Annotated in this window: 14 protein-coding genes and 1 tRNA gene; 6 read left to right on the top strand and 9 right to left on the bottom strand. The window is 66.2% G+C overall.

Going from position 1 to position 20,325, the window contains the following annotated elements:
• Position 1 precedes the first annotated feature (1 nt).
• Entirely contained in the window at positions 2-508 is a 507-nt protein-coding gene (yfiB, locus tag ACFPFG_RS03110) for an outer membrane lipoprotein YfiB (protein WP_183017844.1), read from the top strand.
• Positions 509-541: 33 nt separating this feature from the next.
• On the opposite strand, the gene ACFPFG_RS03105 is transcribed toward yfiB, so the two are convergent.
• The 8 genes from ACFPFG_RS03105 to ACFPFG_RS03070 form a co-directional block, all read right to left on the bottom strand.
• Positions 542-637 (bottom strand) — tRNA-Sec (locus ACFPFG_RS03105).
• A gap of 180 nt (positions 638-817) precedes the next feature.
• Positions 818-2,749, bottom strand: coding sequence for a selenocysteine-specific translation elongation factor (gene selB / locus ACFPFG_RS03100; protein ID WP_380104988.1), 1,932 nt, complete (start codon positions 2,747-2,749; stop codon positions 818-820).
• Between the two features lie 10 nt (positions 2,750-2,759).
• Complete coding sequence (gene selA, locus ACFPFG_RS03095; RefSeq protein ID WP_197956401.1) at positions 2,760-4,214, bottom strand: L-seryl-tRNA(Sec) selenium transferase; 1,455 nt, start codon at positions 4,212-4,214, stop codon at positions 2,760-2,762.
• Positions 4,215-4,260: 46 nt separating this feature from the next.
• A complete protein-coding gene (fdhE, locus tag ACFPFG_RS03090) occupies positions 4,261-5,235 on the bottom strand; it encodes a formate dehydrogenase accessory protein FdhE (RefSeq protein WP_197956400.1) in 975 nt (324 codons plus the stop codon).
• A gap of 213 nt (positions 5,236-5,448) precedes the next feature.
• A complete protein-coding gene (locus tag ACFPFG_RS03085; RefSeq protein ID WP_183017848.1) occupies positions 5,449-6,075 on the bottom strand; it encodes a formate dehydrogenase subunit gamma in 627 nt (208 codons plus the stop codon).
• Complete coding sequence (gene fdxH, locus ACFPFG_RS03080) at positions 6,072-7,001, bottom strand: formate dehydrogenase subunit beta (protein ID WP_012205325.1); 930 nt, start codon at positions 6,999-7,001, stop codon at positions 6,072-6,074. Before fdxH ends, ACFPFG_RS03085 begins: the two co-directional genes overlap by 4 nt.
• Before the next feature lie 10 nt (positions 7,002-7,011).
• Positions 7,012-10,077 (bottom strand): formate dehydrogenase-N subunit alpha, encoded by a 3,066-nt coding sequence (fdnG, locus tag ACFPFG_RS03075; RefSeq protein ID WP_183017849.1) that lies wholly within the window; start codon positions 10,075-10,077, stop codon positions 7,012-7,014.
• A gap of 358 nt (positions 10,078-10,435) precedes the next feature.
• A complete protein-coding gene (locus tag ACFPFG_RS03070) occupies positions 10,436-11,611 on the bottom strand; it encodes an AI-2E family transporter (RefSeq protein ID WP_380104984.1) in 1,176 nt (391 codons plus the stop codon).
• A gap of 231 nt (positions 11,612-11,842) precedes the next feature.
• Between ACFPFG_RS03070 and ACFPFG_RS03065 the strand changes: the two genes are divergently transcribed.
• From ACFPFG_RS03065 to ACFPFG_RS03045, 5 genes are all read left to right on the top strand, one after another.
• Entirely contained in the window at positions 11,843-14,722 is a 2,880-nt protein-coding gene (locus ACFPFG_RS03065) for a 2-oxoglutarate dehydrogenase E1 component (protein ID WP_183017851.1), read from the top strand.
• Positions 14,723-14,776: 54 nt separating this feature from the next.
• Positions 14,777-16,039 (top strand): 2-oxoglutarate dehydrogenase complex dihydrolipoyllysine-residue succinyltransferase, encoded by a 1,263-nt coding sequence (gene odhB, locus ACFPFG_RS03060; RefSeq protein ID WP_183017852.1) that lies wholly within the window; start codon positions 14,777-14,779, stop codon positions 16,037-16,039.
• Between the two features lie 90 nt (positions 16,040-16,129).
• A complete protein-coding gene (lpdA, locus tag ACFPFG_RS03055) occupies positions 16,130-17,557 on the top strand; it encodes a dihydrolipoyl dehydrogenase (RefSeq protein WP_183017854.1) in 1,428 nt (475 codons plus the stop codon).
• Between the two features lie 97 nt (positions 17,558-17,654).
• A complete protein-coding gene (gene zapE / locus ACFPFG_RS03050; protein ID WP_013802657.1) occupies positions 17,655-18,758 on the top strand; it encodes a cell division protein ZapE in 1,104 nt (367 codons plus the stop codon).
• Positions 18,759-18,798: 40 nt separating this feature from the next.
• On the top strand, positions 18,799-19,518 hold the full coding sequence (locus ACFPFG_RS03045) for a hypothetical protein (protein ID WP_380104981.1): 720 nt from the start codon (positions 18,799-18,801) through the stop codon (positions 19,516-19,518).
• A gap of 9 nt (positions 19,519-19,527) precedes the next feature.
• Here the strand turns inward: ACFPFG_RS03045 and ACFPFG_RS03040 are convergent, their stop codons facing one another.
• Complete coding sequence (locus ACFPFG_RS03040; protein ID WP_012205334.1) at positions 19,528-20,298, bottom strand: PP2C family protein-serine/threonine phosphatase; 771 nt, start codon at positions 20,296-20,298, stop codon at positions 19,528-19,530.
• Positions 20,299-20,325 lie beyond the last annotated feature (27 nt).

Here is a 20,325-nt window from a genome sequence, read left to right as displayed (position 1 = left end):
AATGTTGAAACGACGGAGCTGGATCCGGATGTGCGGCGCAGGTGCGGCCGCAGTGCTGGCCCTTGCGCTGGCAGGTTGCCAGACGGTGCCGCAGGCGCCGGCCAAGGCGCCGGGGCTGACCGAACAGCAGCAGCTGCTGCTGCGCAGCCAGGGTTTTGCGCAGGCAGACCAGGGCTGGGAGCTGCAGATGTCGGGCAAGCTGCTGTTCGGCTTTGATTCGGCCGAAGTCGGCGCCCAGGCGCGCACCAAGGTGCTGGAGCTGGGCCGTGCCCTCAAGGGCGTGGGCATCGAGCGGCTGCGCGTGGAAGGCCATACGGACGATCGCGGCAGCGATGCCTACAACATGCGCCTGTCGCTGCGCCGCGCAGAGGCCGTGGCCGATGTGCTGGCCGAAGCCGGCCTGGCGCGCCAGGATATCGAGGTCAAGGGCCTGGGCCGCGCCATGCCCGTCGTGCCCAGCGATGCGGCGGAGAACCGCCGCGTGGCCATCGTCGTTCCCTTGCAATAGCGGGAACCTGGCTGGAGACAGCGTCGCAGGGATTGGCGGAAAGCAGCAGGAGTCGAACCTACCCAGGAGCGGCTGACGCCCCTGACCGGGTTTGAAGCCCGGGCGCACCACCGGGTGCGTATGCTTTCCTTCTGGCTTGAAGCTCCCCCTGAGCGGCTTACGCCGCTTCCCCCTCTCTACCCGCTTCGCGGGGGAGGGGGACGACACCCTTGCGGCGGGGCGGCCCTTGCTCGGTGTCTCTCGCCTTGGGCCGCGCCGGTTGCTGGCGCCGTGGCGAAGCAAAGCTCGCCATTGTAGCGGCCCCTTGCCTCAAATTCTTGCTGTGGCGCCAGTGGTCCACTGCACATCGGGCCGCAGCAGGTGGGCGTCGCGCAGGCGGCGGGTGTAGCCGATGCGGTCGAAGAATTCGAGGATCTGGATGGCGCGCTTGCGGCCCAGGCCGGTGGCGTCGCGGAAGGCGTGGGCCTGGACTTCGGCGTTGGGGGTGGAGGCGGCCAGCTCGCGCACCAGGGCCGCGAGTTCGTCCATGCGGGCTGCGGAGTAGAACAGGTCTTTGGTCACCTGAAAGAGCAGGCCCTGGCGTGCGAGCTTGCGCAGCAGCTGGCGCACGGTTTCCTCGCCGGTGGCGCTGTCGCGGGCCAGGTCGCGCACCCAGGGCGGGTCGTAGCGGCCGGCCTCGATGGCGGGCAGCAGTTTCTGGGCGATCTGCTTTTCACTGTCCGACAGCTGCACGCTGTGGCCGGGCAGGTGCAGCCAGGCGCCGCTGGCGGCCAGGCTGCCGTCCTGCAGCAGGGCTTGCAGCAGGCCTTTCCACAGCGCGTCATGCCCTGCATGCACCAGGCCCGACAGCGCCATGCGGCGCAGGCGTGCGGCGTTCACGCCGGGCTCGTCGGGGCTTTTCTCGTGAAAGCGCGCCATGCTGTCCAGCACCTGGCTGCGCAGCTGCTGCCAGCGTGCCTCGCCCAGCAGCAGCGTATCGCCCTCGGCCAGGGGGAGGCGGTGCAGGCGGGCATCCGCGACCACCGATGCACGGCCCGTCAGGCGCATGAGCTGCGATGTGGCAATGCCGTGCGCCGCGCCTTGCACCAGCGCGCTGGCGTCCCCGGTGGCAATCAGCGATTCCAGCGCCTGCAGATAGGCCGCGCGCTCGGGGCTGCGGCGCTTGCGTGCGGGTGCAAAGGGGTCGATGACGCTGCCACCGGCAATGGTGCGGCTGGCCTGGGCGTTGCGCACGATGAGCCGGTCGCCGGGTTGGGCATGTACGGGCATGTCCAGCACCAGTTGGACGATGGCCTGTTCGCCCGGGCCCAGCGGCTGGTCCTGCAGCAGGGCCACATGGGCCGTGCAGCGCGCCGTACCGATGTGCACATGCACAGGCGTCCATTGGGCCAGTGAGGGCGCATCGGCCAGCAGTTGCAGGCGCACGTCGATGCGGTCGCTGGCCTGCAGCAGCCGGGCGTCGGCCATCCAGTCGCCGCGCGTGATGTCTTCCTTGGCAATGCCCGACAGGTTGAGCGCGCAGCGCTGTCCGGCCAGGCCCTGCTCGCTGGCCTGGTTCTGGGCATGCAGGCTGCGCACGCGCACCTCGGTGCCCGAGGCCGAATGCACCAGCGTGTCGCCCACCTTCACCTGCCCGCCGAACACGGTGCCCGTGACCACGGTGCCCTGGCCCGGCAGCGTGAAGCTGCGGTCCACGGCCAGGCGGAACAGCCCGTCGCTGGCGCGCGCGGGAATGGACTGGGCGCGCGCCATGAGGTGATCGCGCAGCTGCGCCACGCCCGCATCACCGGGCTGGGCGGCGGCGGTGGGAAAGACCGGGGCGCCGGCCAGCGCCGTGGGCGCCAGCAGGGACTCGATCTCGGCACGCACCTGCTGCAGGCGCTCGGGCGTGGCGCGGTCGGCCTTGGTCAGGGCCACGGTGGCTTCGCGCACGCCCAGCAGCTGCAGGATGTCCAGGTGCTCGAGCGTCTGCGGCATGACGCCGTCGTCGGCGGCCACCACCAGCAGGGCGTGGTCTATGCCCACGGCGCCTGCGGCCATGGTGTGCACGAATTTCTCGTGGCCGGGCACGTCGATGATGCCCAATACCTCGCCATTGGGCAGCGGCGTGTAGGCATAGCCCAGCTCGATGGAGATGCCGCGCGCCTTCTCTTCCTTGAGGCGGTCGGTGTCCACGCCCGTGAGCGCGCGCACCAGGGTGGTCTTGCCGTGGTCGATGTGGCCGGCGGTGCCGATGATCATGCGTTCGTCCTCAGGCGATGTGCAGCAGCGGCAACTGTTCGGTGAAGGCCGGCTCGTCGGCCGCCTCCAGGCAGCGCAGGTCCAGCCACAGAGCGTCATCATGCAGCCGGCCGATGACGGGGCGCGGCAGGCCGCGCAAGCCCGCCTCCAGCCGGGTGAGCTGGCGGCCGGCCTGGCGACCGTCGGCCGGATGCAGGCGCAGGCCCCAGCTGGGCAGGTTCTCCACGGGCAGGGCGCCGCTGCCGATCTGGCTGTTCATCTCGGCGGTTTCCACCACGTAGCGGCTGCCCAGCGCCTGCTGCACCAGCGGCTGCAGGGCCTGCGCGCGGGCCTGCATGTCGGCCTGGGGCCGCGTGAACAGGCGCAGCGTGGTCAGGCGCTCGGCCAGCTTTTCGGGGTGCAGGTACAGGCGCAGCGTGGGCTCCAGCGCGGCCAGGGTGAGCTTGCTCACGCGCAGTGCGCGCTTGAGCGGGTGTTTCTTGATGCGGGCGATCAGGTCCCTGCGGCCCACGATCAGGCCGGCCTGCGGGCCGCCCAGCAGCTTGTCGCCGCTGAAGGTGACGATGTCGGCGCCCGACTCGATGGTCTCGCGCACCGTGACCTCGTAGGGCAGGCCCCATTCGCGCAGATCGACCAGGGTGCCGCTGCCCAGGTCCACCACCATCTGCAGGCCGTGCGCATGGGCAATGGCGGCCACCTCGGCGTCGCTCACGGCCTTGGTGAAGCCCGTGATGGCGTAGTTGCTGCAATGCACCTTCATGAGCAGGCCGGTGTGCTCGCCGACAGCGCCTTCGTAGTCGCGCGCATGGGTGCGGTTGGTGGTGCCCACCTCGACCAGGGTGGCGCCCGCGCGCGTCATCACGTCGGGAATGCGGAAGGCCCCGCCGATCTCCACCAGCTCGCCGCGCGAGACGATGACCTCGCGCCCGGCCGCCAGCTCGGCCAGGGTCAGCAGCACGGCGGCGGCGTTGTTGTTGACGACGGTGCAGGCCTCGGCGCCCGTGAGTTCGCAGACCAGGGATTCGATCAGGTCGTCGCGGTCGCCACGACCGCCGTCTTCCAGGTCGTACTCCAGGTTGGCCGGCGCGGTCATGGCCGCCACCACGGCGTCCACCGCCTCCTGCGGCAGCAGGGCGCGGCCCAGGTTGGTGTGCAGCACCGTGCCCGTGAGGTTGAAGACCGTGCGCAGCCGGGGCGCAAAGCGCTGCGCCAGGCGCAGGCCGGCCGCCTGGACCACCTCAGTGATGCCGGGTGCGCCTGCATCGGGCTCGCCCGACCGCAGCCGCTCCTGCGCATCGGCTCGCATCTGCGCCAGGGATTCGCGCACGGCCTGGGTGCATGCATCGAGGCCGTGGCGCTCGCGCAGCGCGAGCATGTCGGTGCTCAGCAGCACCTTGTCCACGGCAGGCAGGCGCAGCGCGGACGGAGCGGTGGGAGCGGCAGAGGTGGCGGCGGTATCGGTCATGGTGTGGGCACGGGTGTCACTCAGCGTCAGGCGCTTTCGGGCGGTATCAGGAGGCAGGCGTTGCAGGGTCGATCAGCGCGTCGCCGGCCTCGTCCTGCTCCTCGGCAAAGGCCACGTAGAGCAGGGGATTGGCGCTTGCGCGCTGAAAGCGCGTCTCCTCGCCCATCAGCAGGTCCAGCATCAGCGAGGCCAGGTCGTCGGCCAGGGGCTCGGCCATCGGGTCCTTTTCCTGGTTGACCACCTTGCGGTAGCTGCCGCATTCCTCGCAGGTCTCGGCCAGCACGGTATCGCCGGCGCCATCGATGCCCTGGTATTCGACGCCCTTGGTCGATTCGCAGTGCGAGCACTTGACGCGCACCATGTGCCACTCCGTGCAGCAGGTGCCGCAGTGCAGGTAGCGGTGGCCTGCCGCCTTGCCGCCGATGCGCAGCACGCTGGCCACGGGCTCGCTGGCGCAGACGGGGCAGATCGAGGCGGGATCGGTATAGGGCACGTCGCGTGCGCTCAGGCCGCTGGCGCGCGTGGCAAACACCACCTGCAGCGCAGCCATCACAAAGGGCGCCATGCCCACGTGGCGGGCCGCCACTTCCTTTTGCAGCAGCCGCTGCGCGATCTCGTCACGCCCGGCCGTGTCCAGCGCGCGCAGCTCCTGCAGCAGCGGCTGCAGCGGCTCCGGCAGGCCATCGGCGCCCGACAGGGCATCGAGCATGCGGTCGAGCACGCCATGCCAGGCGTCATCGATATGGTCGGCGGCAGGCAGCAGCGGCATGGAATGCTCCTGCGCCCGTGCGATCAGCGCCGCATCGGGCTCGGCCAGCGTCAACTGCCCGGCCGCCTTGGCCTGCGCGTCCACGATCTGCGCCACGAACCGCAGGTAGTCGGCAATCGGATTGCCCTCGGCCAGCTGCCGCAGCCGCGCTGCCCGCTCGACGAACAGCCCCGGCAACTGCGGCAGCAGCACGCGCGGAAAACTGGTGTGGTCCAGCGACTCGATATCGCCGGGTTGAAGAATGCGTTGCATTGGAATGTTCCAAAAAGACAATCGCCCAGCGTCCAGGGACGCCGGGCGGCTGGTGGCTTCAGGCGAAAGGCTAACACGGGGTTGCGCATTGTCCTTGGCCTATGAAACCGGCGTGCCCCAGATCAGGGGCACCGAGGAAGGGCCGCCCCGCACCGAGGGTGCCGTCCCCCCCCGCGAAGCGAGAGGGGGAAGCGGCGCAGCCGCTCAGGGGGCTCAGTCGTTGTCCCCGGTCATCTTGCGATACCACCCCCGGTGGTGCTGCTTGGCCCAGGCCCGCGTCACCGTGCCGTACAGCATGGCGCGGATGGTGCCCCGGGTCCAGATGGCCGCATAGACGTGCATGATGATCAGGCCGATCATCCACACGCCCGCAATGGCATGCACCACCGAGGCGGCGCGTACCACGTTGACGGGCAGCGTCCACCAGGCGCGCCACATGAGCGCGCCGGTCACGGTGATCGCCAGCATGCCGATGACCAAGCCCCAGAACAGCAGCTTCTGGCCGCCGTTGTACTTGCCCTGCTCGGGCATGTCATGGTCGTCGCCGTCGATCATCTTGTCGACGTTCTTGAGCCACTCGATGTCGCGCGGCTCCACCACGTTCAGGCGCCAGAAGCGCAGCGCCATGATGATGAAGAACAGCGCCATCACCACCCCGATGTAGGGGTGCAGGATGCGCGTCCACGGCCCGCCGCCGAACAGCTGCGTGAGCGGGAAGAAGGCCGGGTGGAAGAACGCCAGGCCCGACAGCGCCAGCAGGATGAAGCAGATGCCGACCACCCAGTGGTTGGCACGCTCCGATGCGTTGTAGCGCACCAGGTCACGTGGGTTGCGTTTCATCGGCGGGCCTCCTTTTCAGCGGCTTCCTGGTCCTTGCGGTCCATTTCGTCTTCCAGTTCCTTGGACACGTCGTTCGGGCCCTTGGTGATGTAGTGGAACAGGCTGCCGACGGCAGCTGCGCCCAGCGCGGCCATGGCCAGCGGCTTGGCCACGCCCTTCCACAGGGACACCATGGGGCTGATCTTCGGGTCGTCGGGCAGGCCCTTGTACAGCGAAGGCTTGTCCGCGTGATGCAGCACGTACATCACATGGGTGCCGCCCACGCCTTGCGGGTCATACAGGCCCGCTTCGGCATAGCCGCGCCGCTTGAGGTCGCCGATGCGGTGCTCGGCCTGGTCCTTCATCGCCTCCTTGGTGCCGAACATGATGGCGCCCGTGGGGCAGGTCTTGACGCAGGCAGGCTCGCGGCCGACGGCCACGCGGTCCGAGCACAGCGTGCACTTGTAGGCCTTGTGGTCCTTCTTGGAGATGCGCGGGATGTTGAACGGGCAGCCCGTGACGCAGTAGCCACAGCCCACGCACTGGTCCTGCTGGAAGTCCACGATGCCGTTGCTGTACTGCACGATGGCGCCCGGCGAGGGGCAGGCCTTCAGACAGCCCGGGTCCTCGCAGTGCATGCAGCCGTCCTTGCGGATCAGCCACTCCAGGTTGCCTGTCGCTTCGTTCTCGTACTCGGTAAAGCGCATGACGGTCCACGACTGATCGGTCAGATCGGTCGGGTTGTCATAGACGCCGGCCGCGCAGGTTCCGATTTCGTCGCGCAGGTCGTTCCACTCCATGCAGGCGGTCTGGCAGGCCTTGCACCCGATGCACTTGGAGACATCGATGAGCTTGGCCACCTCGCCGCTGTGCGTTTCGCGCGCACTGGGAGCAGGCGTCGTCGTGGCCGAGCGACGCTTGATATCGAGAGACATGGTTGATGACATCAGCTGCTCCTTAAACCTTTTCCACCTTCACGAGGAAGGTCTTGGATTCCGGGGTAAGGCTGTTGCCATCGCCCACCGATGCCGTCAGGTTGTTGGCCATGTAGCCCTTGCGGCCCGTCGACGAGAAGCCCCAGTGGATGGGCACGCCCACGTGGTGGATGGTCTTGCCATCGATCTTCATGGGCTTGATGCGCTTGGTCACCACGGCGGCGGCCTTGACGAAGCCGCGCTTGGAGCTGACCTTCACATGCTGGCCGGTCTCGATGCCCAGTTCCTTGGCCAGCGCCTCGCCGATCTCCACGAACTGCTCGGGCTGAACGATGTTGTTCAGCTGAACGTGCTTGGTCCAGTAGTGGAAGTGCTCGGTCAGGCGGTACGTCGTGCCCACGTGCGGGAACTCGCTGGGCGAGCCCGCCGAATCCTTGACGGAGTCGAAGATGCGCGTGGCCGGGTTGATGACCGCCAGCTTGTTGTCGGGATACATGGGGTTGTATCCCAGCGGGTTGTCGAAGGCCTCGTAGTGGGTGGGGAACGGTCCCTCGTTCATGCCCTTGCGGGCGAAGAAACGCGCCACGCCCTCGGGGTTCATGATGAACGGATCGGTGGTCTCCGGCGGCATGGTCGGGCCCATGTCGGGCACGTCGGCGCCGCCCCAGGCCTTGCCGTTCCAGCGGATCAGCGTGCGCTTGGGGTCGAACGGCTGGCCGTTGCGGTCGCAGGAGGCGCGGTTGTAGAGCACGCGGCGGTTGGCCGGCCAGGCCCAGGCCCAGTTCAGCGTGTTGCCTATGCCCGTGGGGTCGCTGTTGTCGCGCCGGGCCATCTGGTTGCCGGACGAGGTCCAGCAGCCTGCCCAGATCCAGCAGCCGCCCATCGTCGTGCCGTCGTCGCGCATCTCGCCGAAGCCGGCCAGCTGCTCGCCGGCCTTGCGGATGAGCTTGGTCGGGTCCTTGGGGTCGAACAGGTCCACCAGCGCGCGGCCGTTGTACTCCTTGGCGATCTCTTCCGAGGTCGGATGATCGGCATGGGCGTAGGGCCACCACAGCTTGGTGATCGGCTCGGGGAACTTGCCGCCGTCCTTCTCATAGGCCTGCTTCAGGCGCAGGTGCAGGGCCGACATGATGGCAATGTCGGTCTTGGCCTCGCCCGGGGGCTCGGCCGCCTTCCAGTGCCACTGCAGCACGCGCGAGGAGCTGACGACGGCGCCGTCCTCCTCGGCAAAGCAGGTCGTGGGCAGACGGAACACCTCGGTCTGGATCGATGCCGGATCCACGTCGTTGAACTCGCCGTGGTTCTGCCAGAACTCCGATGTCTCGGTGACCAGCGGGTCCATGATCACCAGGAACTTCAGCTTCTTGAGGCCTTCGCGTACATTGTTGCTGTTCGCAAGGGCCGCCAGCGGGTTGAATCCCTGGGCGATGTAGCCGTTGATCTTGCCCTGCGCCATCAGGTCGAACACCTGCAGCATGTCGTACTGCCTGTCCAGCTTGGGCAGGTAGTTGAAGGCCCAGTTGTTCTCGGCCGTGGCCGCCGGTCCCCACCAGGCCTTCATCAGGCTCACGTGGAACTTGGGCGTGTTCGACCAGTAGTTCATCTGGCCCGGGCGCATGGCCTTGGGCGTGCGCGCGTCGATGTACTTCTGGTAGTCCTGCTCGCCCTCGTTGGGCAGCGTCAGGTAGCCGGGCAGCGAGGCCGACAGGATGCCCAGGTCCGTCAGGCCCTGGATGTTGGAGTGCCCGCGCAGCGCGTTCATGCCGCCACCGGCCACGCCGATATTGCCCAGCAGCAGCTGGACCATGGCACCCGTGCGCAGGATCTGCGCGCCCGTGGTGTGCTGTGTCCAGCCCAGTGCGTACAGGATGGTCGCGACGCGACCCGGCACGGCGGTCGATGCCAGCTTCTCGCACACGTGCAGGAATTTTTCCTTGGGCGTGCCGCAGGCGCTCTCCACCTTCTCGGGCGTGTAGCTGGCGTAGTGGCGCTTGAGCCATTGGTACACGCAGCGCGGATGCTGCAGGCTGGCGTCCACCTTCACGTAGCCGTCGGCGTCGAGTTCGTAGTCCCAGCTGGACTTGTCGTATTTGCGTGTCTGCGGGTCGTAGCCCGAGAAGATGCCTTCGTCGAACGCGAACTCCTCCTTCACGATGTACGAGAAGTCGGTGTAGTTCCTCACGTATTCGTGATGGATCTTGTCGTTCGTGAGCAGATAGTTGATCACGCCACCCAGGAACACGATGTCCGAGCCCGACCGGATGGGGGCGTAGAAATCGGCCACGGAGGCGGAGCGGTTGAAGCGCGGATCGACCACCATGAAGTGCGCACCGTTGTGCTCCTTCGCTTCGGTCACCCACTTGAAACCGCAGGGATGTGCTTCAGCGGCATTGCCGCCCATGATCAGGATAACGTCCGCGTTCTTGATGTCGACCCAATGGTTCGTCATCGCTCCACGGCCAAACGTCGGGGCAAGACCTGCCACCGTCGGGCCGTGTCAGACACGTGCTTGGTTATCGAGTGCGAGCAGGCCCCAGGAACGGGCAACCTTGTGCGTGACGTAACCGGCTTCGTTGCTGGAGGCCGAGGCGGCCAGCATGCCGGTGGTCAGCCAGCGGTTCACCGTCTGGCCCTTGTCGTTTTGCTCGACGAAGTTCGCGTCGCGATCGTCCTTGAGCAGCTTGGTGATGCGCGTCAGCGCCTCGTCCCAGGACATGCGCTTCCACTCGCTGGAGCCGGGGGCGCGGTACTCGGGGTACTTCAGGCGGTGCGGGCTGTGGACGAAATCCAGCAGCGAAGCGCCCTTGGGACACAGCGTGCCGCGGTTGACGGGGTGGTCCGGATCGCCCTCGACGTGGATCACCGACAGCTTGGCGTTCTTGACGCCGTCGCTCAGCGAATACATCAGGATGCCGCAGCCTACCGAGCAGTAGGTACAGGTCTGGCGGGTGACCGTGGTGGCGGCCAGCTTGAACTGGCGCACTTCAGCCAGGGCGGCAGTGGGCGAGAAGCCCATCAACGCCAGGCTGGATCCGGCCAGAGTCGAACCAGTCACTTTCATGAACTGGCGTCTGGAGAATTGGACCATGTGGGGTACCTTCTAATAGAAATTGACGCTTGTAAGCAAATTCTACGAGTGCACCCCGGAATCAATCCGGGAAATAACCCTTAATCCTGAGTCCGCCTGTGCGGCATTCGCGCGCAAGCTCCACGCCAGCCCTTGCTGCGCGGGGCTTGCCGGGGCGCCGCCCGGCGGGATCATCAGGTGAAATGATTATCTGGATTCAGGGCTTCGGACATTTTGTTTTATATCAATCCGCCATTCATTGGATGGATTAATGAATTCGATCAATCCTGGCTATTGCGCGAATGCGATCCATTTGCAACCGTTGAAGGCCTGGAATTTGATTTCCGGTCCCTGCCCAGAGGGAGGGGCCGGAGCAGGCTCAGCGTGCGGGCGGGCGGGGATCGTGCGGTTCTTGCTTGAGGTCCATATCATCCGATGTCTGATATTCAGCATGCACCACACCTGCCTGGGCCATCGATTTTGCGATTTGGCGGCGCTTTTCCTCATCCTGCACTTGCATGCGCGTGAACATGTCCCAGATCGCCATGAACAGGGCCGCGATCACGGGCCCTATCACAAAACCCGTCAGTCCGAAGAGAGCCATGCCGCCCAGCGTCGAGATCAGCACGATGTAGTCGGGCATCTTCGTGTCCTTGCCCACCAGCAGCGGGCGCAGCACGTTGTCCACCAGGCCGATCACCAGCACGCCGTAGGCGATCAGGATCACGCCCTTGCCCACGGCGCCCGTGGCCAGGAAGTAGATGGCCACGGGTGCCCAGATCAGGCCCGCGCCCACGGCGGGCAGCAGCGAGAGGAAGGCCATGACCACGCCCCACAGCACGGGGCCCTGGATGCCCAGGATCCAGAAGATCAGCCCGCCCAGCGCGCCCTGGGAGGCGGCCACGGCCAGGTTGCCCTTGACGGTGGCGCGGATCACGGTGGTGAACTTGCTCGACAGCTCGGCCTTGTGGTCGGCCTGCAGCGGAATGGCCATGCGGATGCGCTGGGTCAGGTCACGGCCGTCGCGCAGCAGGAAGAACAGCAGGTACAGCATCACGCAAAAGCCCACCAGGAAGCCGAAGGTGTTCTGGCCTATGCCCAGCGCCTTGGTGGCCGCCAGCTTGGAGGCCTGCATGGCGATGCTGGACAGCTTGTCCTGCAGCTCGGCCAGCGAGCCCAGGTGCAACCTCTCCAGCCAGGGCGTCACCCAGGAGGGCAGGGCATCCATGATCTGTTGCAGATAGGTGCCCGCGTCGAGGTTGCCGCTGTTGACGCGCTCATAGATCACCGAGGCCTCGCGCACCAGCGAGGCGCCGATCAGCGCCAGCGGCAGGATGGCGATCACCAGGCACAGCAGCAGGGTGGACAGGGCGGCGAGATTGGTGCGCCGGGGCATGCGCGCCAGCAGGCGCCGGTGCAGCGGCGAGAACAGGATGGCCAGGGCGACGCCCCAGAAAATGGCCCCCATGAACTCCCAGAGCACGGCGCCGAAGCCGATGGTCGCCGCGATCAGCAGCAGCATGAAAGTGCGTTTGTGTAGGGGCAGCAGGTTCATCTGTCGGTCCGTTCGGAAGATGCGCCAATGTACGCGACTGCGGGAACTCCCGGAGGGTCCAGGTAATCGCTTGGTAACTGCCCTGCTGCGATGTTTGAACGGTGGCACAATGGCGGTCGCAACCAGGCCCTTCCCCAGCCACAGTCGCATCCGCCAATCGGTACAGCCGTGTCGCGGAAGGTTCTACAAACCAGCTAATGCCTCCTTCAGGGAGGCGGAGGTCAGCGCAATATGAGCGATCAGACGTCGGTCTACCAAGCCTATCAAGGCAATACTTACCTCTTCGGCGGCAATGCCCCCTACGTCGAAGAAATGTACGAGAACTACCTGGCCAACCCCGGTAGCGTGCCGGATTCCTGGCGCGAGTACTTTGATGCACTGCAACATGTGCCCGCAGTCGACGGCACGGACTCCAAGGACGTCCCGCACCAGCCCGTCATCAACGCTTTCGCCGAGCGCGCCAAGCAAGGCGGCACCAAGGTGGTCGTGGCCTCCGGCGCCGACTCCGAGCTGGGCCGCAAGCGCACCGCCGTCCAGCAGCTGATCGCCGCCTACCGCAATGTCGGCGCACGCTGGGCCGATCTCGATCCCCTCAAGCGCACCGAGCGCCCCGAAATTCCCGAGCTTGAGCCGTCGTTCTACGGCTTCACCGATGCCGACCAGGAAACGGTGTTCAACACGAGCAACACCTTCTTCGGCAAGGAAAGCATGTCGCTGCGCGAGCTGATGAACGCGCTGCGCGAGACCTACTGCGGCACCCTGGGCACCGAGTACATGTATGCCACCGACCAGACGCAAAAGCGCTGGTGGCAGCAAAAGCTGGAAACCAGCCGTACCAAGCCCAGCTTTGACGCCAGCCGGAAAAAGCGCATCCTCGACCGCCTGACGGCTGCCGAAGGCCTGGAACGCTACCTGCACACCAAGTACGTCGGCCAGAAGCGCTTCTCGCTGGAAGGTGGCGAAAGCTTCATCGTCGCCATGGACGAGCTGATCAACGCTGCCGGCCAGAAGGGCGTGCAGGAAGTCGTGATCGGCATGGCCCACCGCGGCCGCCTGAACGTGCTGGTCAACACCCTGGGCAAGATGCCCAAGGACCTGTTTGCCGAGTTCGATCACACCGCTCCCGAAGACCTGCCCTCGGGCGACGTGAAGTACCACCAGGGCTTCAGCTCCGATGTGTCCACCGCCGGCGGCCCTGTCCACCTGTCGCTGGCCTTCAATCCCTCGCACCTGGAAATCGTCAACCCCGTGGTCGAAGGCTCGGTGCGCTCGCGCATGGACCGCCGCGACGACCCGCACGGCAAGCAGGTGCTGCCCGTGCTGGTGCACGGCGATGCCGCCTTTGCCGGTCAGGGCGTGAACCAGGAAACCCTGGCGCTGGCCCAGACCCGTGGCTACACCACGGGCGGTACGGTGCACATCATCATCAACAACCAGATCGGCTTCACCACCTCCGATCCGCGCGATACCCGCTCCACGCTGTACTGCACCGACATCGTCAAGATGATCGAGTCGCCCGTGCTGCACGTGAACGGCGATGATCCGGAAGCCGTGGCACTGGCCGTGCAGCTGGCGCTGGAATTCCGCATGGAATTCTCCAAGGACGTGGTCGTGGATATCGTCTGCTTCCGCAAGCTGGGCCACAACGAGCAGGACACGCCTGCCCTGACCCAGCCGCTGATGTACAAGAAGATCGGCGCCCACCCCGGTACCCGCAAGCTGTACGCCGACAAGCTGGCCACGCAAGGCCTGGGCGAGACGCTGGGCGACGACATGGCCAAGGCCTACCGCGCCGCCATGGACGAAGGCCGCCACACCGTGGACCCGGTGCTGACGAACTTCAAGAGCAAGTACGCCGTGGACTGGAGCCCGTTCCTGGGCAAGACCTGGACCGACGCTGGCGACACCGCCATCCCGCTGACCGAATGGAAGCGCCTGGCCGAACGCATCACCACCATCCCCGAGACCGTGACGCCGCACGCGCTGGTCAAGAAGGTCTATGACGACCGCGCAGCCATGGGCCGCGGCGACGTCAACGTGGACTGGGGCATGGGCGAGCACATGGCCTTCGCATCGCTGGTCGCATCGGGCTACCCCGTGCGCCTGTCGGGCGAGGACTGCGGCCGCGGCACCTTCACCCACCGCCATTCGGTCATCCATGACCAAAAGCGTGAAAAGTGGAGCGAAGGCACCTACATCCCGCTGCAGAACGTGGCCGACAGCCAGGCTCCGTTCACCGTCATCGACTCCATCCTGTCCGAAGAGGCCGTGCTGGGCTTCGAGTACGGCTACGCGTCGAACGATCCCAACACCCTGGTGATCTGGGAAGCCCAGTTCGGCGACTTCGCCAACGGCGCCCAGGTGGTGATCGACCAGTTCATCGCCTCCGGTGAAGTCAAGTGGGGACGCATCAACGGCCTGACGCTGATGCTGCCGCACGGCTATGAAGGCCAGGGCCCCGAGCACAGCTCGGCACGCCTGGAGCGCTTCATGCAGCTGGCCGCCGACGCCAACATGCAGATCGTGCAGCCCACCACGGCCAGCCAGATCTTCCACGTGCTGCGTCGCCAGATGGTGCGCCCGCTGCGCAAGCCGCTGGTCATCATGACGCCCAAGTCGCTGCTGCGTAACAAGGATGCGACCTCGCCGCTGTCCGAGTTCACCAGCGGTGGCTTCCAGACCGTGATCCCCGAGCAGGACGAAGCCGTCGTGAAGAACGCGGCCAAGGTCAAGCGCGTGATCGCATGCTCGGGCAAGGTCTACTACGACCTGGTCAAGAAGCGCGCCGAGAAGGAAAGCAAGGACGTCGCCATCATCCGCGTCGAACAGCTGTACCCCTTCCCGCACAAGGCCTTCGCCGCTGAACTCAAGAAGTTCGGCAACGCCACCGAGATCGTCTGGTGCCAGGACGAGCCGCAGAACCAGGGCGCCTGGTTCTTCGTGCAGCACTACATCCACGAGAACATGCTCGATGGCCAGAAGCTGGGCTACTCCGGCCGCGCTGCCTCCGCATCGCCCGCCGTGGGTTACGCACACCTGCACCAGGAGCAGCAAAAGGCCCTGGTGGAAGGCGCGTTCTCCAAGCTCAAGGGTTTTGTCCTGAACAAGTAAGGCAGCCCCCACCCGCTACGTATCAGTACAGAACACTTTTGGAAAGAATCACAAATGGCTATCGTTGAAGTCAAAGTTCCCCAGCTGTCCGAGTCCATCGCTGAGGCCACCATGCTGACCTGGAAGAAGAAGGCCGGCGAAGCGGTTGCAGTCGATGAGATCCTCATCGAGATCGAAACCGACAAGGTCGTGCTCGAAGTGCCCGCGCCCGCCGCTGGCGTGCTGGCCGAGATCGTGCAAGGTGACGGCGCCACCGTGGTGGCCGAGCAGCTGATCGCCAAGATCGACACCGAAGGCGTGGCCGGCGTGGCCGCTGCCGCTCCTGCAGCCGCTCCCGCCGCTGCAGCCGCTCCCGCTGCGGCGCCCGCAGCCGCGGCCGCCACCGGTGGCAGCAAGGGTGATGTCGCCATGCCCGCCGCTGCCAAGCTGCTGGCCGAGAACAACCTGTCGGCCGCCGGCGTGGCTGGCTCCGGCAAGGATGGCCGGGTGACCAAGGGCGACGCCCTGGCCGCCATCAAGGGCGGCGTGCAGTCCACGGCTGCCGTCATCCCCACCGGCGTGCCCACCAAGGCGCTGCCCCAGGTGTCGGCTCCCGCTGCCAAGGAAGACCTCAGCGGCCGTCCCGAGCAGCGCGTGCCCATGAGCCGCCTGCGTGCCCGCGTGGCCGAGCGCCTGCTGCAGTCGCAGTCCACCAACGCCATCCTGACCACGTTCAACGAAGTGAACATGGCCCCGGTGATGGACCTGCGCAAGAAGTTCCAGGACGCCTTCACCAAGGAACACGGCACCAAGCTGGGCTTCATGTCCTTCTTCGTCAAGGCGGCAGTGCACGCCCTGAAGAAGTACCCCGTGCTCAATGCTTCCGTGGACGGCAACGACATCGTCTACCACGGCTACTTCGACATCGGTATCGCCGTGGGTTCGCCCCGTGGCCTGGTGGTGCCCATCCTGCGCAATGCAGACCAGATGAGCTTCGCCGACATCGAAAAGAAGATTGCCGAATTCGGCAAGAAGGCTGCCGAAGGCAAGCTGGGCATTGAAGAAATGACCGGCGGCACCTTCTCCATCTCCAACGGCGGCACCTTCGGCTCGATGATGTCCACCCCCATCATCAACCCGCCCCAGTCGGCCATCCTGGGCGTGCACGCCACCAAGGACCGCGCCATGGTCGAGAACGGCCAGGTCGTGGTCCGCCCGATGAACTATCTGGCCATGTCCTATGACCACCGCATCATCGACGGCCGCGAAGCCGTGCTGGGCCTGGTGGCCATGAAGGACGCGCTGGAAGATCCTTCGCGCCTGCTGTTCGACCTGTAATTCCACAGGGTTCGACACGACGAAAACCCACCCTTGGCCGCGTGCCCTGCGGTGGGTTTTTTCATGCACTACAGACAAGAGATTTTTGACATGAGCAAGCAATTCGACGTCATCGTCATCGGCGCCGGCCCCGGCGGCTACATCGCCGCCATCCGTGCCGCACAACTGGGCTTCAACGTGGCCTGTATCGACGAGTGGAAGAACGCCGCTGGCGGCGCCGCTCCGGGCGGCACCTGCACCAACGTGGGCTGCATTCCCTCCAAGGCCCTGCTGCAGTCGTCCGAGCACTTCGAGCACGCCAATCTGCACTTTGCCGACCATGGCATCTCCACCGGCAAGGTCGAGATGGACGTGGCCAAGATGATCGCCCGCAAGGATGCGGTCGTGAAGCAGAACAACGACGGCATCCTGTACCTGTTCAAGAAGAACAAGGTCACCTTCTTCCACGGCCGTGGCTCGTTCGTCAAGGCGGTCGAGGGCGGCTACGAGATCAAGGTTGCCGGCAAGGAAGAGGAAGTGCTGACGGGCAAGCAGATCGTGGTCGCCACGGGCTCCAGCGCCCGCGCGCTGCCCGGCGTGCCTTTCGATGAAGAGAACATCCTGTCCAACGACGGCGCCCTGCGACTGGGCAAGGCCCCGAAGAAGCTGGCCCTGATCGGCGCTGGCGTGATCGGCCTGGAAATGGGATCGGTCTGGCGCCGCCTGGGCACGGAAGTGGTCGTGCTCGAAGGCATGGACAAGTTCCTGTCCGCCGTGGACGAGCAGATCGCCAAGGAAGCCAAGAAGGCGTTCGACAAGCAGGGCCTGAAGATCGAGCTGGGCGTGAAGATCGGCGAAATCAAGAGCGGCAAGAAGGGCGTGTCCATCGCCTACACCAACGCCAAGGGTGAAGCCCAGGCGCTGGAGGCCGACAAGCTGATCATCTCCATCGGCCGCACCGCCAACACGGCCGGCCTCAATGCCGAGGCCGTGGGCCTGGCACTGGACGAGCGCGGCTGCGTCGTGGTCGATGACGACTGCAAGACCAGCCTGCCCGGCGTCTGGGCCGTGGGCGACGTGGTGCGCGGCCCGATGCTGGCGCACAAGGCCGAGGAAGAGGCCGTGGCCGTGGCCGAGCGCATTGCCGGCCAGCATGGCCATGTGAACTTCGGCACCATTCCCTGGGTGATCTACACCAGCCCCGAAATCGCATGGGTGGGCCGCACCGAGCAGCAACTCAAGGAGCAGGGCGTCAAGTACAAGGCCGGCAGCTTCCCCTTCCTGGCCAACGGCCGCGCGCGCGCCCTGGGCGACACCACGGGCATGGTCAAGTTCCTGGCCGATGCCGAGACCGACGAAATCCTGGGCGTGCACATGGTCGGCCCCATGGTCTCGGAGCTGATCTCCGAAGCCGTGGTCGCCATGGAGTTCAAGGCATCGAGCGAAGACATCGCCCGCATCTGCCACGCCCACCCCTCGCTGTCCGAGGCCACCAAGGAAGCGGCCCTCGCCGTTGACAAGCGCACTCTGAATTTCTGAGTGCCAGGCTAGCCATCTAGCCCAAGCCAAAGACCTGAAAGCGCTTGCCCTGCAAGCGTTTTCAGCTTCTGAATACATAGCGAATGGTTGATGCTGCATGAGCGTTTCAGTGCGAGAGGCCTACGAGGCCGAACTGGTAGCCAAGGGCTTTCACAGTGATCCTGCGCAGTTGCGCGCCGTCGAGGCGCTGCAGCGCTGTGCCGACGACTGGGCGGTCTACCGCCAGCGCCGCTCCAACGCCTTCAAGAAGCTCATCAACCATCCCGAGATTCCCCGCGGCGTCTACATGTACGGCGGGGTGGGGCGCGGCAAGAGCTTTCTCATGGACTGCTTCTTCAACGCCGTGCCGCTCAGGCGCAAGGTGCGCCTGCATTTCCACGAATTCATGCGCGAGGTCCACCGCGAGCTCGCCGTGCTGCAGGGCACGCAGAACCCGCTGGACGTGCTGGGTGCCCGCATCTCCAAGAAGTACAAGCTGATCTGCTTCGACGAATTCCACGTGGCCGACATCACGGACGCGATGATCCTGCACCGGTTGCTGGTCTCGCTGTTCGCCAACGGCGTGGGCTTTGTCACCACCTCCAACTTCAAGCCCGACGAACTGTACCCGGGCGGCCTGCACCGCGACCGCATCCTGCCGGCCATCGACCTGCTCAACGAGCGCATGGAAGTCGTCAACGTGGACAACGGCACGGACTACCGCCGCCGCACGCTGGAAAATGCCCGGCTCTATCACACTCCCCTGGGTGCACAGGCCGATGCGGCCATGACCGAAACCTTCGACAAGCTGGCCGAAGTCAAGGACGAAGACCCGGTGCTGCACATCGAGGCGCGCGAGATCCGTGCGCGCCGCCGCGCCGGTGGCGTGGTCTGGTTCGACTTCCGCGAGCTGTGCGGCGGCCCGCGCTCGCAGAACGACTACCTGGAGATCGCAAGCCAGTTCCACACCGTGCTGCTGTCCGACGTGCCCTATATGCCGGTCAACATGGCATCGCCCGCGCGGCGCTTCACCTGGCTGGTGGACGTGCTGTACGACCGCAGGGTCAAGCTGGTCATCTCGGCCGCCGTGCCGCCCGAGCAGCTTTACACTGAGGGCCCGCTGGCCCATGAGTTCCCCCGCACCGTCTCGCGCCTGAACGAGATGCAGTCCAAGGAATTCCTGGCGCTGGAGCGCCGTGTGGTGGACACCAGCCTGACCTGAGGCCGGTCCCGGCCGCTGGCGTCGTTTGCCGGACCTGTACATGCTGAAACTGCCTACCTCTGCTTTCGCCCTTTTGAAGAAACTGCCCGCTCCCCTGGGCGCTGCGCTGGCCTGCCTTGTGCTGGCCGGCCCGGCGATGGCTGCGGATGCCGGCGTGGATGCCGATGCCGATGCGCGGCAGGAACGCGCCCAGGCTGCAAAGCAGGTCCAGGCCGAGCGCAAGGCCGCACGCGCCGAGATCGCGGCCCAGCGTGCCGTCATCGACCGGCGGCGCACCGGCCTGGAGTCCGAGTGCTATCAGCGCTTTGCCGTGGAAGACTGCCTCAGGCAGGCGCGCGAAGAAGCCCGCGAGCAGGACAAGCCGCTGCGCGAACGCGAGCTGCAGCTCAACGATGAGGAGCGCAAGGAGCGCGCCGCCCAGCGCCTTGAGGATATCGAGGCCAAGAAGGCCCAGAAAGCCGCCTCGTCCATGCAAGCCAAGGAGCGGCCACCGGCCGCCCAGCGCGACACCCAGGCCCTCAGGGCCCAGCGTGCCCAGGACGCACAGCAGCGCGCAGCCCAGCAGGCCAGCCACCAGCGTGATCGCCAGGCGCAGATCGAGCAGCGCCAGTCCGCACAGGAGCAGGAGCGACGCACCGCCGCCCGCGCCCAGTTCGAGGCCAAGCAAAAAGAGGCCGCCGAGCGCAAGGCCCGCGCAGCCGATGCCGCCCGCGAGCGCGGCCCGCAGGCAGCGCCGCTGCCCGCTCCACCTGCGCCCTGAGTCCGGTGGTCAGGCCGTCACCGGCTCCAGTGCCTCGAGCTTGAGCACCACCAGCGACAGGTTATCACCCCCGCCCTGGGCGCGCACGCGTGCCTTGTCGATCAGGAACTCCGTTGCCTCGCGCGGCGTGAGCGCGTTGAGCACGGTGCCCAGTTCCTCCGCCGTGTAGTAGTGCCAGACGCCGTCGCTGCAGGCCATGAGCGTGGTGCCCGGATGCACATGCTCGATCACGTGGTGGCTCATGGGCGGCTCGGCCTCGGTGCCGAGGCAGCCCAGCAGGATGTTGGACTTGGGGTGCACATGGGCCTCGAATTCGGTGAGCTCTCCCCTGTCCACCAGGGACTGGACGTAGGAGTGGTCCTTGGTGCGGTGGACCATGGTCGCGCCCTGGTAGTGGTAGATGCGCGAATCGCCCGAATGCACCCAGTGGCAGCGGCCCTGGGGCAGCAGCACGAAGGCGGCAATGGTGCTGTGCGGCTCCTGCTCGGCCGATATGGCCGTCAGCCGGATCACCATGTGCGACTCGTGGACGATGCTCTCCAGCAGCGCCGTGCAGTCCTCCTTGCCCGGCTCGAAGCGCTCGAACAGCTGGCGCGCCGTGAGCATGACTTGGTCGGAGGCCTTGCGCCCGCCACTGCGCCCGCCCATGCCGTCGGCCAGCACGCCGAGCAGGCAGCCGTGCACATAGGGGTGGGCCATGAGCATCACCTGGTCTTGCTGGTATTGCCGGTCACCGCGATGGATGCCTGTGGCGGCTTGGAGTCGGTACGCTGGCTGCATGGTCTCTGGTTTGGTGGGCTCTTGGGG

Source organism: Delftia deserti (genome assembly GCF_042653485.1).
GTDB classification, from domain to species: domain Bacteria; phylum Pseudomonadota; class Gammaproteobacteria; order Burkholderiales; family Burkholderiaceae_C; genus Comamonas; species Comamonas acidovorans.
This window is presented reverse-complemented; position numbering and strand designations above follow the sequence as displayed.

What these genes read in the sequence shown, in the direction of transcription:
- yfiB (WP_183017844.1), top strand. Translation starts at nt 2, where the DNA reads ATGTTGAAACGACGGAGCTGGATCCGGATGTGCGGCGCAGGTGCGGCC.
- selB (WP_380104988.1), bottom strand. Translation starts at nt 2,749, where the DNA reads ATGATCATCGGCACCGCCGGCCACATCGACCACGGCAAGACCACCCTG.
- selA (WP_197956401.1), bottom strand. Translation starts at nt 4,214, where the DNA reads ATGACCGATACCGCCGCCACCTCTGCCGCTCCCACCGCTCCGTCCGCG.
- fdhE (WP_197956400.1), bottom strand. Translation starts at nt 5,235, where the DNA reads ATGCAACGCATTCTTCAACCCGGCGATATCGAGTCGCTGGACCACACC.
- ACFPFG_RS03085 (WP_183017848.1), bottom strand. Translation starts at nt 6,075, where the DNA reads ATGAAACGCAACCCACGTGACCTGGTGCGCTACAACGCATCGGAGCGT.
- fdxH (WP_012205325.1), bottom strand. Translation starts at nt 7,001, where the DNA reads ATGTCATCAACCATGTCTCTCGATATCAAGCGTCGCTCGGCCACGACG.
- ACFPFG_RS03070 (WP_380104984.1), bottom strand. Translation starts at nt 11,611, where the DNA reads ATGAACCTGCTGCCCCTACACAAACGCACTTTCATGCTGCTGCTGATC.
- ACFPFG_RS03065 (WP_183017851.1), top strand. Translation starts at nt 11,843, where the DNA reads ATGAGCGATCAGACGTCGGTCTACCAAGCCTATCAAGGCAATACTTAC.
- odhB (WP_183017852.1), top strand. Translation starts at nt 14,777, where the DNA reads ATGGCTATCGTTGAAGTCAAAGTTCCCCAGCTGTCCGAGTCCATCGCT.
- lpdA (WP_183017854.1), top strand. Translation starts at nt 16,130, where the DNA reads ATGAGCAAGCAATTCGACGTCATCGTCATCGGCGCCGGCCCCGGCGGC.
- zapE (WP_013802657.1), top strand. Translation starts at nt 17,655, where the DNA reads ATGAGCGTTTCAGTGCGAGAGGCCTACGAGGCCGAACTGGTAGCCAAG.
- ACFPFG_RS03045 (WP_380104981.1), top strand. Translation starts at nt 18,799, where the DNA reads ATGCTGAAACTGCCTACCTCTGCTTTCGCCCTTTTGAAGAAACTGCCC.
- ACFPFG_RS03040 (WP_012205334.1), bottom strand. Translation starts at nt 20,298, where the DNA reads ATGCAGCCAGCGTACCGACTCCAAGCCGCCACAGGCATCCATCGCGGT.